We start from the raw sequence: 15,578 nt of genomic DNA on the forward strand, positions 1-15,578 counted from the left end.
TTTGGGCGGGGTTTTTCAAAAAAGGAGAAAAATTATGTTTAAGAAAAAGGTGGCGTTTGCCTTGGCGGTTGCCATGGTGACAGGAAGTATTTCTGGCTGTGGCGGTTTTCTGAAGGTAAGCGTTGGAGGTAAAGATATTGTGAATATCGGTAAAGCCGAAAGCACCGAAAAAGAAACAGAAGCCATGCTGGAAACCTCCGAAGAATCGAAGGAGGAACACACAAAGAAAGAAAGAAAAGCGCAGGTCGTTGCTGATGCAGAGGCATGGGACAAGGCAAAAAAGACCACGTTTTCCGGTTCCGGCATCCGGCTAACCCTTCCGGGTGAGATCCCGGACACTTTTGTGGAAACGACACATATGGACCAGGATTATTTTACCCTGACCGTATTCTGTGACTACACCAACATGTCGCTTGGCAATGAGTCGAGTCTGAATCTCTATCATTTTAACGCGAAACAACTTGGTATCCGCGATGCAGCCGGGGCCAAAACGGTCCTCTTCCAGGCATGCATTAAAAAGAATGCGCAGGTTTCCAAGGCGGGAGAACCGGCATATACATCCGTGATGGGCAATGATGGTAATGAATGGGATGTTGCGACGGTGGACTGCGAACTTTCTGATGGCAATACATGGAAAACCGTATTTGCCACAATGTATGATGGCGAAGATGCTTATGCTGTCATGTATCTGGACCGCGGAGAGGACGATTTCAACATGGACACGGACTGGTTTGAAATGGGACTGGAACTGAGTGGGGACGCGGACGCGCACGGTACTACCGGATCCGGAGCGGAAGTAGATATTCAAAAACTGCTTGGTGGTCAGATCCATGACCAGCAGAATGAAGAGTCTGCGGAGGCACCTGAGAAGACGGACGTACAGAAAAGTAGTAGCGTGACAGGTTTGGAAGCCATCGGCATATCAGACAATGATATGGATACTGCTATGACGTATATGGAAACCAAAACAGTAGGGGATTTGACTGTTTATATTCCGCGCTATGCCGTAGACTATTCGGTGCCGGGACGCAGCAACGGTTCCGACCAGCAGGTAAGAAAGTCGTGGGAATTAAAATACGATGACAGTGCTTATCTGGATCATTTAACCATGCAGACCTTTGTCACATATTCGCCCGCATCGGCATTTGGAGACGGAACCTGTTATTATGATACCGTAAATGAATTTAAGGAATCCATTGAGTCATCCAATAGCTCCTATCCAGGTTATGTATTCAGTCTGCACGGCGAAGAATACAAGATTTGGCTGGATGAGTCCAATGACGGCTATATCCAGGGAGAAGCATTCATCACGCATGCGGACGGAAGCTGTTCTACGATTGAAACCACTGCATATTACAGCGGAACAAATGATAAGGTAAAAGGCCGGGCAAATGCCAAAGCGCTTGTATGCGCACAGCTTTTGTTCCCGCAGAAATAAACAATCATGTCCTATTTTTTTTGTTTTCTAACCAATTCCGCGGAGATTTTTTCATAATTCGGTGCAGGGATACTCGTGACTTTAGTCGTGAGAGGAAATGCGCCACAACAAAATGTGTCGGTGCTGAACGCATACAGGCAGATATGTCATACTGATCGCGTAACAATTTTTAGAAAGGAGGCGACGGCATGGATGTAACATTAACGGAACAGATCAAACTGACTTTTCCATCGGATGGGCAGCGTAAGGAAGCGGAACGGGCTTTTTCTGCCGTAACAAAACGATACGCAGAGGCATGTACGTACGTTTCCTGCTATTACTTTGAACATAACTGCACCGGGTCCGTCATCGATCTGCATAAGGTACTGTACACAGATGTCCGTGCTTCCTACGGATTAAAATCCCAAATGGCAATCTCCGTTTTTAAAACGGTCCTTGCCAGGTATAAGACCGTCGGTGAGCTGATGAAACAGGAAACCGTAACATATACCGTGGATGGCAGGCATGACACTTTCCGTAAGAGCCTTGACTGGCTCCAGAAACCCGTCGTATTCCGGCGTCCACAGGCAGATCTGGTTCGTGGACGTGACTGGGGCTTTACCGCAGGCATGGAGATGGTTTCTGTCAATACCCTTGGAAAGCGGATCAAATGTACGTACCAATGCCGTCCTGACAGCCGGCTGTTTGACCCGGCATGGAAACATGGCGGGGCAAAACTGGTCTTCCATGACGCAGACCGGAACTGGTACCTGCATATCTCTGTTACCAAGGCATTCCCGGATACTGGGAGAAGCCGTATTACGGAGATCTACGGCCATGACCGCGGCTTGGTCAATCTGGTAACCTCCTGTGGCGACAATGGGGAAACCGTATTCCAGGACGGACAGGATGTACGCAGGATAAAGGAACGTTATGCACGGACGCGTGCCTCCTTACAGGCAAAAGGAACAAAGGGAGCCAGACGGGTCTTAAAACGTATTTCCGGACGAGAGAACAGGATGATGTCTGATGTGAATCACCGCATCAGCAAGACACTCGTTTCCGGATGCAGGGCAGGTGTCCTGCACGTATTTGAAGATCTGTCCGGAGTCTCATTCCAGAACCTGGAGGACAGGAACACGTCCGGACGGTATGAGTTACGTTCCTGGACGTTCTACAGCCTGGAGATGAAAACAGCCTACAAGGCTGCCATGCGCAGGGGAGCCATCCTGAAGGTCGATCCACGGTATACCAGCCAGAAATGCCCCGGATGCGGGACAATCGATAAGACAGCAAGGAACCACAGCCAGCACCGCTATACGTGTAAGCACTGCGGGCGCGTTTACAACGATGATGAAGTGGCAGCAAAGAACCTGCACCAGCTTGGCATCTGGTACATCAGCGGAGTGGATAATCCACATTTTTCCAAAAAAGTCTCCGGATATTAAATACCCGGATACGCAAACAAAAATAAGACAGTTGGGGTGCTAAGTCAATGTACCCTGAAGCCGCCCATAGAACCTGTACCGGCGAAACCGTGGGTAGGACCCCGGCATTTCTGGGAGCATCCCGTAAGGGATGACGTTAGGACCAGATAGGGAGTGGTAAACTCGCGTGGTCTGGATCAGAGACTGGATGACAAGTATCATCAAGCTCGTGACTTCAGTCGTGAGTAATTGACTGACCTGCCTCATGCGTGGGTCCGTATAGAAACATATCCAAATCCATAATTCTCGCAAGAAGACTATAAGGCATCAGATGAAATTGAAAGCGCGCAACTCTATGCTATTTGGTTTTCTTACACACAATGACGGCGCAGGCTCTAGTCTGCGTTATGCACAAAAGGAGAATACACTATGAAAAAAAGAATCGCTCTGGCACTAACAACAATCACAATGTCCGCAATGCTGGCTTTTTCAGCTATGGCGGATGTAACTGTTGACACTGCATCCACTTCAGTTGAAAGCGTAAGCGAAGATACCGCAGACGCAAATGACAATACGGATGCAAAAGCAGAAGACAGCGAGACTGTAAATTCCGCAGATGCTGGCACATCCGTCAGCAAAGCAGAAGATGCAGAGGCATCTGATTCTTCCGATTCCAAAGACGATTCCGATAAAAACGGAACTGTTGGCAAGGAAGTAACAGACGCAGTTGATACCGGTGCAGAGGCCGGTTCCAATGATACTTTTGATAGTACCGATAAAGTGGCTGAAGACAATGATATCATTGACTTTGGTCCGTCTGAGAAAGAACCGGAGCAGCCAACTGAACCGGAAAAACCAGAGGAAAAACCGGAGCAGCCAACTGAACCGGAAAAACCGGAAGAGAAGCCGGAACAGCCGATCAATCCGACCGAACCGGAGCAGCCGACACAGCCGGAAAAACCGGTAACCCCGCAGCCGCAGCGTCATCGCGATCATGACGACGATGACCACGACCGTACTACAAAAACAGTAGTGGTTGTGGAACAGCCAGTCATGCATACGGATGACGAGATCGAGCCAATTCCTGTTTATGTTGGATATAACACAACAGGGCAGGAAGACCCAGCACCGGTACCAGTTGTGACGACGTCAAGCTTGCCGAAGACTGGCGACAGCACCAATGCAGATCTGATGCTTATTGTGTTTGTTGCCAGCGCGGCAAGCCTCGTGACCATGTTGGCCATGAATGCCAAAAAAGGACGGAAAGATAAAAAAAGCAATCGTGTCATTAAAAGGGCAAAACACGATTGCATCGTAGCAACATGGGAAGTTTCCAAAAAGGAGGCATCTGCAGTCTCAAAATATGAACCTGCAGATGCTTCCCTGGGCACAGCCGAGATACCGTTCAAAGCTACACCCGCAAAACAGTTCGCAGATGATCCAGGATTACTGAAACTACATCCTGTATTCCGCGAATAACACCTTGCCCTAGTGCTTGATCGTGGGCATTAAAACTAAATAGTTTTCTATTTCCGAGTTCTCGCACTTTGTGCGGTATGCCAGAACCGGAAATGCAATCAGGCAAAGATCCCGTATCGACATTAGATGCGACAGGCTGACCTGAGAATGATTGCGTGCTTTCAAAAAAAGGCTCCCTTGCGGGAGCTTTTTTTTGTGTGCGCTAATTTGCATTTGTTGTATCAATCCGTTTAACGGTCTCAGCCGTAAGCATATCTGCTTTATCACCGGAAATCATGGAGATCTGATATCCGTGCGCCAATAACGTATCATGGTCAATCAGATTTTCATTCCAGCCCACATCCAGATACAGCCAGGTTCCGTTGATATTGACCATATTCCAACTATGATCGTCATTACGGAAGCGTCCCGCCACCTGCTTGGTATCAAGCCCGCAGAAGGAACCAAAAATTTCAAATAATCCGCTGTATCCGCTGCAGTCCGAATAGCCAAGTGCCAGGCAACTGACAGGAGATTTCGGAGAGTTTTCCTTTGATTTGATGTTCGCACGCAGCCAATCTGCAATCGCAATAGCCTTATCGTGATCATTCATGGACGAAGTGGCTTCTTTTAAACCCCATGCTGTATTGTAAAGCAGATTTAAAGCTGACCGGTTTTCCTGCATTTTCTGTGTATCCGGAATTACGCTGACCGGAGCATAGAGAGCATATTCCTGGGAACCGTCTTTGTGCGGATAAACCAGTGAAAGCGTGAGAGCGGTATCGCCAAAAGGAGAAGCCGCGCTCGGCCAGGTAGGAATATCGTATTTTCCAACCCGGATCCCGTACTGATCGGTAGTAATCGGTTTTTCGCCAGTCAGGAGCATAGCTTCTGTCTTTGCGCCATCCTGAATCATTGGATTATTTACATTTGCATACAGCTCTGTCATGATCTGTTCTGCGGATAACTGTTCCGGGTTCCTTCTCTGGATATAACTTTCCATGTTTTCCTGAATCATAACGCCTGGACCTTCGGACGCATAAATTGGTACGGACGCATTCGCCACCATACATAAAATCAACGCTGCCATCATGAAATTTCTCTTTATCATAAAAGACCTCCATTTTTTCAAAATCAATCATTTCTTTCATTATAATTATGGAACAAAAATCCTGCAACATCATCTCTGCGGATATCAAAAATCGCACAGTTTTACGAAATCACTTATCCGCAAAATACATAGAGAATTCTTCCCTTATCCGCAGACACATCCGCTTCCATAATTTTTCTGAAACTGCAAAAGACACATGAGAAAAAGGAGGAACAACATGGAAAAGAAGAAATACCGCGTCACGGGTGAGAGAGTACTGCATTACTGCGGCGGGGATGTGACCAGAATTCCGCTTGAGACGCGTTATACTTATGCATCTTCTCCGGAAAAGGCAATCAGTAACATCCGACACCGGGAAAAAAGGAAAATTCGTGAATCTCTGTATGGACCGGCAATCAGCGAAAATTACAAAGCAGAACCTGTTCTGCTGGAAAATTAAGGAGGCAAAATATGAGAATTAGACCGTTATTGGACAAAGCTATCGTGGGACAGGACATCCGGCAGTATTCCGCCGTCAACATCGGATACACCGATCAGGACGGAAAAAAACAGGAAACCCAGTTAAATGTTTCTCAGTCTCTGAATACCGAGGATGGCAGGAAAGAGCTGGAAGAACTGTTTTCATCTCTTTGTAAGGAGTTTGGAACGACGGAGGACAGCATCAACTATGTAGAAATTGCAGCCACGGATGACTCGGAAGAATCATTAATGGAACGCGGATATTAAAACAGCAAAGGAGAAAAAATGGGAAAATACGATAAGGTCAACAAATGTCCGGAAGAATTCATTGGGCGGATCATCGATATCATGGAAGACTATATTTCTAAGAAAAATCAGGATTCATCAGATGATACTCCAAACACTGTCCATATTCAGGGTGATGATTATACCTATCTTTCCGATGCGTTAAAGGATACTCTGGAAAAGTGGGGAGTCCTCGGAAAGAACGCAGAACCCAAACAGACCAATGCGGAAATGCTGGCGGATGCCTTAAGATGCATCAGCGATGACGAAATCGCAGAGTCTGTTGAGGGGTATATCGAATGCCCGGATTCTGAGAAGTGTGGTTATCGGGGTGACGGCAATTATGCACCATGTGTTGCTTGCAAGATCAAATGGCTGAAAAGTCAGTATGACAAATAGGAAGGAGGCGGCGGCGTTCCTGTGGGAATATCATGGGATCAACCGCTCTACATAAATGAAGAACAGAACATTTATCATAAAAAATCTTGCGAACGGGCGGTGCTATACGGTAACCGGCAATGAAAACACCACCATTCAGATGGTGTGGGCTGCAGAAAAATGCTGGTTCATACAGAAAACTACCGTGGAAATTACAGCGCCGGACGGGAGAAAGGAGATCTTCAAAAATGAATAAAGAATGGATTAAAACGGACGATGATTCCGTGCAGTACCGCAGGGAAGCAAAAGAGCTGGAAACGGGTCAGAGCAAAGTCTTCGAATTGTATCAGATTCAGGCAGTGGAGGATGTCACAAAAGTTTCGGAACGTGATCCGAAAATTTATGCCGTAGCGCATGATTTTGTGTATGTCGCTGAAGTGGATACAAAATTTGTGCTGGACTGCTATGGCTATGATTCCATGGAAGAACTGACGAAACAGTATGGGCCGGATGAAGCGGATGCTATTCTTGCAGAATGCCAGTTTGAACTGGATTCCGGCTGCCTGGAAAACTTAATGAGCCGTATACCGCGCATGACCTGGAACCAGGCAAAAAAAATCATTGAGAAGATGATTGGCGTGGACGAAGGCATTCCGCAGAAACAGACGAAGAACGCGGAACAGCAAATTCAGCGGTGTCATGATACGAAATTGGAATGTGCGTTCCAAATGTTGTATGACGCCGCAAGCACCGTGAATATGCTGGCGGACGATGCTGATCATGAAAAATATGCAGGCATTCTGGATCGTTGCGCAGAAATCACAGAGTACTTTCGCAATCTCGGCATTGCCGAAGACGGCATCATATCCCTCTAAAAACAAAAGCGGAATACATTATGAATCATTAAGCTGAATGCGGTGCTTGCGGCGTAACGCCGGAAGACAACTAAGTTCAGCCTGTATGGAGGAAGGGCAGCCCGGGAGTCCTAAGGCTCCAACCGGACAGGAAATCCGGCTACCGGGACACTTTCATGGCAGGGTTTTCAGGAACGGAATCCAACCGGATACCGGAAGCTCGTGACTTTAGTCATGAGAGACGACTTCACTGGTGGCATCATTTGGAATACAAAAATCACGTGTTCCATCTCTTCGGAGAAGCCTGGTATGGAAGAATTTTAATCACAAGTTAAGCAATGTCAATCACCCATGACTAAAGTCACGGGTGTTAGCACGCTTGTTTATAAATGTTGTTCATAAAGGACCCTTCGTTACCGGAGGGTCTTTTTCTTTTCCTGCCAGTTCTCATTCCATAATTTATTTAAAATAAAGTTAAAGGAGGAATCTATCATGCCCGAAAAGGATACCCGCAGTGGACCGCGTCAGCCGAAACAGTATGTAACGGATGCTGATCGCGCCACATATCGGAAAGAAGCGGAAATGGAATACCGCAACATCCAGTCTGCGTCAGAGGCTGAAAAAGCTTTAAACAAGATCACAAACCCGAATATCGGTGCCCGCGGTTTGAGATGGTTTTTGGAAAAGCTGGGAGAACTGGCCAATCTCGCCAAAGTAGTCGTTCTGTCTGTTTTTCTCGGCCGCCAGGAAACCAGCAAGCGTATTAGTGCTGGAAATATGGAAGTGGAGAAACAGAAACAGAAAGACGAGGCAAAGAAGGAAATTAAAACTGAGGTGTTAAAGGAAAAAATTACCCAGCTCTCGAAAGAAGACAAGGACCAGAGCAAAGATGCAGAGAAAGATGCCGAAAAAGCAGAGACGGTGGAAGCCCCTAAAAAAAATGCTGAACCAGATCTTCGCAAAGATGAAAGCATCGAAAAAACGCAGTTTGCCATGCAGGTAGAGCATGTATCGGAAGTATACAAGCATGGTCTGACAGAATTTCTTGAGACACAGACCGGTCTGGAACATGGTAAAATTGCAATCGGCAATTTTAAAGATGCGGAAGAAAAAAACTGGATTCAGGCTCAGTTGACCATGTCAACCGGAAAAATTTTAAATGTGCTGATTGATGAACGAGGCCAGTGGAAACTTCCGGATGAAACAAAAGCGGACAAATCCGTCCAGGCGCTGGCTGGGGAAATCCGGAAGGCAGTTACCTATTATACAGGTATTGTGTATGACCAGATCAAGGATCCGGAATATAATCAGGTAACCAGGGATGTGCAGAAAGAGGACGGTTCTATCGTCAAAGAGCCGTTGATCGGCGAAAACTTTAACAGGATTCCAACCGGAGTGTCCATTCCGCCGAAACAGGTTGAAAAAATACTAAATACTATGTTTGAAAAAGGCGGTATACATAAAAACCGCGATTTTTCCATTCCACTGATTTATGAACGAATCGGGGATGTCGTAAATGTTAAGCGATATCCGTCAGATCAGCATCCGCTGAGTGTCACGAAGGATAACATCGCGGAAATGTCCGAACGAATTTCCAGACAGGCTCAGAAAATGATCGACAACATCCACAGCAGTTTTCAGGTCAGCGAAAATCGTCTGCAACCTTTTATGGAAGCTGCCGATAAGGCTGTGGAAAAGCAGCTTGAACATGATATCCGTTATTCTGTAAGAGAAAATTTAAACCAGGTTATGAATCAGCAACTTGAGAATCAGAAAACCGTTCAGGAGCAAGCTGCAGAGCATCCAATACCGGAACCGCAGATTGATGCCGCGGTGAAGCAAACGGCGCCGGAGATGCCGGCCGCAGAACCACAGCGTGCAGAAACAGAACCGATACAGGAAAACAGGGATCAGGAAACTGTGGATAATTGGGTGAACATTCCGGATGATGTCCCGGCGGTTTCGGAACTGGATGATGATGGACGTATTACACCGTATGAACGTGAAATGATTGAACAGGAAGCGGCAGAGATCATCAGTCACAGTTTTGAACCGGATCAGCCATGTTACCAGGGACCGGTGGAAGAAGATCCGGATCTTGGAACATAATTCAGGCAAAGAAGGGAGGGAGGGCGGTTTCTTCCGGGATAACCCGGAGCGAACCGCCGAAATTTTATGGGAGAAAAACGCACTGGAAAAGTCTGGTGCATCCAGTTCAACTCAGGTCATGACACCCCATTTCTTGTTGCAGTGGCGACGAGTAAAGATAGGGCGGATGAAATACAGAAAACACTCCTTCAAAAGCAGATAATGCCGATACAGTCTACAATCCTGCAGTGCCGTACAGATACCATACACGGAGAAAATTGGGAGCCACAGCCGTCAGACGCAAAAGAACAGGATAAGCAGAAAATCTGGTGTTATACGGTGGAACCAGAATATGCAGAACCATTTATCGCCGGAATTGCAACATCTAAAGAAAGCCGGGAACAAATGGAAGAGTATCTGCGACGGCATTTTGGTCAGGATGGGAAAATCAAGATGGTCGAGATGGAACCGGATCACATACCAACCCTGGAACATATAAGAGAACAGGAGCGGAAGTGGGAACATTCTCACAGCATCCAGGAAATCGATGAAAAGATGCAACAGTTATTTCCGTTACTTGCGAACGGGGAAAGCTATTTACAGGAAAGTTCATGTTACGGGCACCGGATAACGGCAGAAATTGATCCGGAGGAACATCTCATCAAAAATGTGCAGATCGATGGAGAAGAAGTGTATCGGGCTGAAAACGGTGCCGCGTCTATGGAAAATATCGCAGGACTCGCAACCTTAAAATTGTGCGATATTTTGGAGGCTGAAGAAAAATATGATCCAACTGTATATGATTTTACGACACCGCCGGTATCGGAACTGACCGATGATGGAAGATTGTGGGACGAAGGCATTGGTAAAGATATCAGCTGGTCAGATGACTATATTCTGGATCCAATTGTAAAATCAGAAGATATGGAACGATAAGGGGTTGTAAGACAAAAAAATACTTGTGACAGAGGCATTTTGCCAAAATATCAAGTAAATGCTCCATAATTAAAGAAATGACAAGGAGGGTTGGCATGTCAGAAGAGAATAGAACACAGGACAACATATCGGCTGTTGATTATGATTCCTACATTAAAACTATAGGGGTCAATGAAACAGATCCAATTGAGCAGCTAAAAAAACGGGCGCAGGAAAATCTTGATCGGATTGGCGGAATCCCAGGGGCACAGGATATCTTAAAAGCATTTATGGAACGGGATGAGGGCGGCAGAATAATGACGATTGTAGAATTCCGAAAAAGCTTTTTCAACTTGGAAAAGAATGCGGCCACACATGGATATTCTGCCATGATTACCATGGAACCGGAAGTACATTTGGAGCAGAGCGGCGGCTATACAACTGTTGTCCTGCAGTTTGCAAACGGCAGGAATCCGGAAATGAACCGGATGTGGCATCTAATGGAGGATTACGGGAAAGAACAGGCTGCGCTTTCACCGGATGCGGATGAAATTCCTGTCATGTCCATTACGGTTGTTCCAATGCTTTTAGGTGGACAATATGGCATGGTGGCACACGATCCAATTTTTTATCATATTCAACCGTCAGATGCAATGGTTTCCATGGAATACTGTGATCAACTGCGCATTGTTTTTGAACCGGAATCTGTTGCATTTCTTCGTGATGATTCTTTTGTTTCAGCAGATGTCCTGGAAACAGTCAAACGTGAGTTGGCGGCAGAACAGATGGCAGAGGATGCCAGAGAAAAGGTGCAGCAGGAAGAAGAATCGTTCAAACAGGCCAGAGAAAAGGAGATGGAAGAATACCGGGAGCAGGAACGGCAGAAACGTTATGGTTTTACCACATCAGATATGCCAAGCGAAACCTTCCGTGATTCCACGGGGCTTCGGGAATAATCAAACAGAAGATCGTCTGGTACATACCAGGCGTTCTTTTTTATTTTATAGGAAATTGCGTCCTATGAAACAAAAAAGCGCTCCGCAGGGATGCGCACTCGGCGCAAAGGTAGATGGTTGCTGAAGCAACCGCGCCTCGGCGCGAGAATGTGCCAAGGCACATTCTTTTTTATAAATATCAAGTTTTTAAATATCCGCAGTGTTTGCATAACGGACGATTCAGAGTTACCTTGATATACTATAAGCACAACGACACATTGCACGCGCAAACAAAAAAAACAATGATAAAAGAAGAAAGGGGCCTTGAAGAATGGAGATTCTTGATACCGGGTTCGATATGGGTGCTTATGAAATGAAGAAACATATGTTTACCGTAACCACAATGACGCCAAAGCTCTGTGATGCTCTGCAGGTTGTGGAAGCTATGTTTGAAGAGGACGGGCGACACTGCTGGACATCGTATCTGGCGGCGGATGTGCTGAATACATGCATACATTGCGTGCAGGCGACAATTAAGGAAGCGTCCCATGCGCTGAATATCCCCGTTAAAATTTTATACCGATGTGATGCGTTATATGCTGTTCAGGATGCTGTGATGAAAACATCCAATCGGAAAGAAGATGTATCACAGTGGAGTCTTGCGTTTGCGCTGGCAATATACGAAGAAAAACGTGGGTTTGCAGACCAGGTAATTCCGATGTATCGGATCTGCCGGGATACACACGATGGTCTTCCAATGTTTACCACGGATGAACTCATTCCGTTTTTCCGTATGTATGCTGATAAAATTGATGAATGGTTGAATGAAGTTTTTCCGGAAGAATCCGAGGCAAGTAACTGGAGTGATAAAAACACGGAATATCATGATATCTTTAAAGTTCTGTCTGGATTAAACAATCTTGCAGAACGCCTGGAACATCTTGGTTGATCAAATAATAAGGATATGTAGAACAACAATAGCCGGCTCTTTTACGAGCCGGCTGTTTTGTGTCAGTGCGGAATTTGACCCATCATCCACCACCATAATTAAGCTGAACATATATACAAGGAATGGAGGGAAACCGTAAGTCGCACATGGTTTTCCTTTCCTTCCGTAAAGCTAAGGAAAGGAGCATTTTATGAACATCATCAAAAGAAACGGCATGGAAGTTCCATTTGACCGCCAGAAGATCGTAACCGCGATCACAAAAGCAAATGAAACAGTCAACGAGGAAGCCAGATTAAAACCGATCTACATCGAAGCAATTGCTCAGGATGTGGAAGAAGCGGTCATGGCGCGCATCAGTGTTGTCCATGTGGAAGACATTCAGGACATGGTGGTTTTTGCATTGATGAAACACGCGCCGGTCGTGGCAATGAAATATGAAAAGTATCGCGAAAAAAGGGCAATGATTCGTCGGGCAAATACGACTGATGATAAAATTCTGAGCCTGATCAATTGCGAAAATGAGGAGGTCAAACAGGAAAATTCCAATAAAAACCCAATTATTAACTCAACACAGCGTGATTACATGGCTGGCGAGGTCAGTCGTGATTTATCCGATCGTATTCTGCTGCCAAAAGAGGTAGTGGATGCGCACAAGGCCGGTATTATTCATTTTCATGATTCTGATTACTTTGCACAGAAGGAGCATAACTGTGACCTGGTAAATCTGGAAGACATGCTTCAGAACGGTACGGTTATTTCCGGAACCATGATTGAGAAACCGCATAGTTTTTATACCGCCTGCAATATTACCACGCAGATTATTGCGCAGGTGGCATCTAACCAGTATGGAGGGCAGTCTTTTTCACTTGCGCATCTGGTGCCGTTTGTGGAAGTATCGCGTCAGAAGCTCCATAAACAGCTTGACGCGGAAATCGAGGCAATTGGTATTTCAATGAATAAAGAACAGCGGGAAGCAGTAGTTGCAATGCGCTTAAAGGATGAGATCGCCAGAGGCATTCAGACGATTCAGTACCAGCTGATCACCCTCATGACCTGCAATGGACAAGCTCCGTTTGTAACCATGTTTATGTATCTGGACGAAGTGCCGGAAGGACGCCAGAGAGATGATCTGGCCATGCTGATTGAAGAAGTACTGCGGCAGCGTTATCAGGGCGTAAAGAATGAAAAGGGTGTTTGGATTACGCCGGCATTCCCGAAACTGATCTATGTTCTGGATAAGGACAATATCACAGAAGGTTCCAAATACTGGTACCTGACCAAACAGGCGGCACGTTGCACAGCCAAGCGCATGGTCCCGGACTATATTTCCGCGAAGATTATGAAAGAAATGAAAGGAGCTGTGTACACCTGCATGGGTTGTCGTTCTTTCCTTACCGCAGAAAAAGATATCCGGAATAAAGACGGAAGCATGAAATTCTATGGCCGCTTCAATCAGGGAGTTGTCACCATCAATCTGGTAGACGTTGCTTTAAGTTCTGGAAAAGATATGGACAAGTTCTGGAAGATTTTGGATGAACGTCTGGAATTATGCCACAAAGCGCTGCGTTGCCGTCATGAGAGATTGCTTGGTACACCTTCCGATGTGGCACCGATTCTCTGGCAGTTTGGTGCACTGGCAAGACTGAAGAAAGGGGAATCCATTGACAAGCTTCTGTATGACGGATATTCCACGATTTCCCTTGGTTATGCAGGACTGTACGAGATGTGTATGTACATGACCGGAAAAAGCCATACGGATGAAGAAGCTAAGCCGTTTGCGCTGTCCGTGATGCAGAGGCTGAATGATAAGTGTGCGGAATGGCGCGCAGCAGAAAACATCGGGTATTCCGTGTACGGCACGCCACTGGAGTCCACGACCTATAAGTTTGCAAAAGCGTTGCAGAAACGTTTCGGCATCATCAAGGATGTGACGGATCACAATTACATTACAAACAGCTATCACGTCAATGTACGTGAGAAGATTGATGCGTTCAGCAAACTGAAATTTGAGTCCGAATTCCAGAAGCTTTCTCCAGGCGGAGCAATCAGCTATGTGGAAGTGCCGGATATGCAGGATAATATCCCGGCAGTTTTGTCCATTATGCAGTTCATCTACGAAAACATCATGTATGCGGAGCTGAATACCAAGAGCGACTATTGCGAATGCTGCGGATATGATGGCGAAATCAAAGTCGTTAAGGATGATGCCGGAAAACTGGTGTGGGAATGCCCGAACTGTGGAAACCGCGATCAGAATAAGATGTCTGTTGCCCGTCGTACCTGCGGATACATCGGAACTCAGTGGTGGAACGCCGGAAGAACGGAAGAGATTTCTCAGAGGGTACTGCATCTGTCGATCGGGGAAAATGACCTGTAAATGCACAATGATTCAGTTCTTATAACAATTATACAGTTCTCATACGTCATAAAAGAATCAATGAAATGTACAATTATACAGTTCTTATATTAAAAAATGTGTGAAATAATGGCGTAAAAAGGAGGTCTGACAGCATGTAAATGTACAATGAATCAGTTGATATAACAATGATTCAGTTGATAAAGGCAAAAGAATGTACCCAAATGACTATTTGGAAAAAATGAATATTTTGCATAGCGGAATTTTTGTTAAATTTCGAGGACCCGCCTTATGTGCGGGTCTGTATAGAAACCTCATAGAAACAATTGAGAACAGAAAGGAGGAAGCGGGCGCCGGTTTGATTTATATCATTCCGACGCCCAATAAATCATGAATTATGCGCAGGTATTCACATGTGACATTGCAAATGGTCCTGGCTGCCGTACATCTATCTTTGTTTCCGGATGTACACACCATTGCAAGGGCTGTTTCAATGAAATCGCATGGGATTTTCAGTATGGGAAGTCGTTTGATCAAAACATTCAGGATGAATTGATCAGGATCAGTGCCGCATCTTACATTGATGGTTTTACGTTTCTCGGTGGAGAGCCGATGGAAGTTGCAAACCAGAAGGCATTACGTCCGTTTATGGAACGCATTAAGAAAGAACTTCCGGAGAAAACAATATGGATTTATTCCGGTTATACATATGAAGAATTGATGAATCCCGATAATATCCGTTGTCACTCTGGTGATACAGAAACAATCCTGGCGATGGCCGATGTCCTTGTCGATGGCAGATTTCAGATAGAACACAAAGATATGACTCTGCGATTCCGTGGGTCATCCAACCAACGGATCATCGATCTTAAGCAAACCAGAAAATGCAGTGAAATTATTCTAAGTGATTTTGGAAAAACGGAACGCATCAAAATGCATTAAAAAG

General features: G+C 45.7%; 15 protein-coding genes. 14 read left to right on the top strand and 1 reads right to left on the bottom strand.

Annotation, left to right across the window (positions count from 1 at the left end):
• Positions 1 to 34 precede the first annotated feature (34 nt).
• From GPK83_RS05270 to GPK83_RS05280, 3 genes are all read left to right on the top strand, one after another.
• The gene (locus GPK83_RS05270; protein ID WP_215704184.1) at positions 35 to 1,438 is read left to right on the top strand and encodes a hypothetical protein; all 1,404 of its coding nucleotides are present in this window, start codon (positions 35 to 37) and stop codon (positions 1,436 to 1,438) included.
• 188 nt (positions 1,439 to 1,626) lie between these two features.
• Positions 1,627 to 2,865, top strand: a complete 1,239-nt coding sequence (locus tag GPK83_RS05275; RefSeq protein WP_215630817.1) for an RNA-guided endonuclease TnpB family protein — start codon at positions 1,627 to 1,629, stop codon at positions 2,863 to 2,865.
• Between the two features lie 408 nt (positions 2,866 to 3,273).
• The gene (locus GPK83_RS05280; RefSeq protein ID WP_215704185.1) at positions 3,274 to 4,323 is read left to right on the top strand and encodes an LPXTG cell wall anchor domain-containing protein; all 1,050 of its coding nucleotides are present in this window, start codon (positions 3,274 to 3,276) and stop codon (positions 4,321 to 4,323) included.
• Positions 4,324 to 4,525: 202 nt separating this feature from the next.
• On the opposite strand, the gene GPK83_RS05285 is transcribed toward GPK83_RS05280, so the two are convergent.
• Positions 4,526 to 5,413 carry a transglutaminase-like domain-containing protein gene (locus tag GPK83_RS05285; protein ID WP_215630819.1) on the bottom strand — a complete coding sequence of 296 codons (888 nt, stop codon included), beginning with the start codon at positions 5,411 to 5,413 and terminating at the stop codon, positions 4,526 to 4,528.
• Between the two features lie 217 nt (positions 5,414 to 5,630).
• Between GPK83_RS05285 and GPK83_RS05290 the strand changes: the two genes are divergently transcribed.
• The 11 genes from GPK83_RS05290 (at position 5,631) to nrdG (ending at position 15,574) form a co-directional block, all read left to right on the top strand.
• Positions 5,631 to 5,852, top strand: coding sequence for a hypothetical protein (locus tag GPK83_RS05290; RefSeq protein WP_215630820.1), 222 nt, complete (start codon positions 5,631 to 5,633; stop codon positions 5,850 to 5,852).
• Between the two features lie 11 nt (positions 5,853 to 5,863).
• A complete protein-coding gene (locus GPK83_RS05295) occupies positions 5,864 to 6,139 on the top strand; it encodes a hypothetical protein (protein WP_215704186.1) in 276 nt (91 codons plus the stop codon).
• A gap of 18 nt (positions 6,140 to 6,157) precedes the next feature.
• Positions 6,158 to 6,556, top strand: a complete 399-nt coding sequence (locus GPK83_RS05300) for a hypothetical protein (protein ID WP_215630822.1) — start codon at positions 6,158 to 6,160, stop codon at positions 6,554 to 6,556.
• 55 nt (positions 6,557 to 6,611) lie between these two features.
• Positions 6,612 to 6,791 carry a hypothetical protein gene (locus GPK83_RS05305; protein WP_215704187.1) on the top strand — a complete coding sequence of 60 codons (180 nt, stop codon included), beginning with the start codon at positions 6,612 to 6,614 and terminating at the stop codon, positions 6,789 to 6,791.
• The gene (locus GPK83_RS05310) at positions 6,784 to 7,410 is read left to right on the top strand and encodes a hypothetical protein (RefSeq protein WP_215630823.1); all 627 of its coding nucleotides are present in this window, start codon (positions 6,784 to 6,786) and stop codon (positions 7,408 to 7,410) included. Before GPK83_RS05305 ends, GPK83_RS05310 begins: the two co-directional genes overlap by 8 nt.
• A gap of 471 nt (positions 7,411 to 7,881) precedes the next feature.
• Entirely contained in the window at positions 7,882 to 9,498 is a 1,617-nt protein-coding gene (locus GPK83_RS05315; RefSeq protein ID WP_215630824.1) for a hypothetical protein, read from the top strand.
• 318 nt (positions 9,499 to 9,816) lie between these two features.
• Positions 9,817 to 10,413: a hypothetical protein gene (locus tag GPK83_RS05320; RefSeq protein WP_215704188.1), complete on the top strand. Its 597-nt coding sequence runs from the start codon at positions 9,817 to 9,819 to the stop codon at positions 10,411 to 10,413.
• Positions 10,414 to 10,508: 95 nt separating this feature from the next.
• Positions 10,509 to 11,348, top strand: a complete 840-nt coding sequence (locus GPK83_RS05325; protein ID WP_215630826.1) for a hypothetical protein — start codon at positions 10,509 to 10,511, stop codon at positions 11,346 to 11,348.
• A gap of 424 nt (positions 11,349 to 11,772) precedes the next feature.
• Positions 11,773 to 12,276, top strand: a complete 504-nt coding sequence (locus GPK83_RS05330; RefSeq protein ID WP_215704189.1) for a hypothetical protein — start codon at positions 11,773 to 11,775, stop codon at positions 12,274 to 12,276.
• Between the two features lie 190 nt (positions 12,277 to 12,466).
• A complete protein-coding gene (gene nrdD, locus GPK83_RS05335) occupies positions 12,467 to 14,653 on the top strand; it encodes an anaerobic ribonucleoside-triphosphate reductase (protein ID WP_215704190.1) in 2,187 nt (728 codons plus the stop codon).
• Between the two features lie 369 nt (positions 14,654 to 15,022).
• On the top strand, positions 15,023 to 15,574 hold the full coding sequence (gene nrdG, locus GPK83_RS05340; RefSeq protein ID WP_215630829.1) for an anaerobic ribonucleoside-triphosphate reductase activating protein: 552 nt from the start codon (positions 15,023 to 15,025) through the stop codon (positions 15,572 to 15,574).
• Positions 15,575 to 15,578 lie beyond the last annotated feature (4 nt).

Source organism: Clostridium sp. MCC328 (assembly GCF_018785465.1).
Lineage (GTDB): Bacteria > Bacillota > Clostridia > Lachnospirales > Lachnospiraceae > Pilosibacter > Pilosibacter fragilis.

What these genes read in the sequence shown, in the direction of transcription:
- GPK83_RS05270 (WP_215704184.1), top strand. Translation starts at nt 35, where the DNA reads ATGTTTAAGAAAAAGGTGGCGTTTGCCTTGGCGGTTGCCATGGTGACA.
- GPK83_RS05275 (WP_215630817.1), top strand. Translation starts at nt 1,627, where the DNA reads ATGGATGTAACATTAACGGAACAGATCAAACTGACTTTTCCATCGGAT.
- GPK83_RS05280 (WP_215704185.1), top strand. Translation starts at nt 3,274, where the DNA reads ATGAAAAAAAGAATCGCTCTGGCACTAACAACAATCACAATGTCCGCA.
- GPK83_RS05285 (WP_215630819.1), bottom strand. Translation starts at nt 5,413, where the DNA reads ATGATAAAGAGAAATTTCATGATGGCAGCGTTGATTTTATGTATGGTG.
- GPK83_RS05290 (WP_215630820.1), top strand. Translation starts at nt 5,631, where the DNA reads ATGGAAAAGAAGAAATACCGCGTCACGGGTGAGAGAGTACTGCATTAC.
- GPK83_RS05295 (WP_215704186.1), top strand. Translation starts at nt 5,864, where the DNA reads ATGAGAATTAGACCGTTATTGGACAAAGCTATCGTGGGACAGGACATC.
- GPK83_RS05300 (WP_215630822.1), top strand. Translation starts at nt 6,158, where the DNA reads ATGGGAAAATACGATAAGGTCAACAAATGTCCGGAAGAATTCATTGGG.
- GPK83_RS05305 (WP_215704187.1), top strand. Translation starts at nt 6,612, where the DNA reads ATGAAGAACAGAACATTTATCATAAAAAATCTTGCGAACGGGCGGTGC.
- GPK83_RS05310 (WP_215630823.1), top strand. Translation starts at nt 6,784, where the DNA reads ATGAATAAAGAATGGATTAAAACGGACGATGATTCCGTGCAGTACCGC.
- GPK83_RS05315 (WP_215630824.1), top strand. Translation starts at nt 7,882, where the DNA reads ATGCCCGAAAAGGATACCCGCAGTGGACCGCGTCAGCCGAAACAGTAT.
- GPK83_RS05325 (WP_215630826.1), top strand. Translation starts at nt 10,509, where the DNA reads ATGTCAGAAGAGAATAGAACACAGGACAACATATCGGCTGTTGATTAT.
- GPK83_RS05330 (WP_215704189.1), top strand. Translation starts at nt 11,773, where the DNA reads ATGTTTGAAGAGGACGGGCGACACTGCTGGACATCGTATCTGGCGGCG.
- nrdD (WP_215704190.1), top strand. Translation starts at nt 12,467, where the DNA reads ATGAACATCATCAAAAGAAACGGCATGGAAGTTCCATTTGACCGCCAG.
- nrdG (WP_215630829.1), top strand. Translation starts at nt 15,023, where the DNA reads ATGAATTATGCGCAGGTATTCACATGTGACATTGCAAATGGTCCTGGC.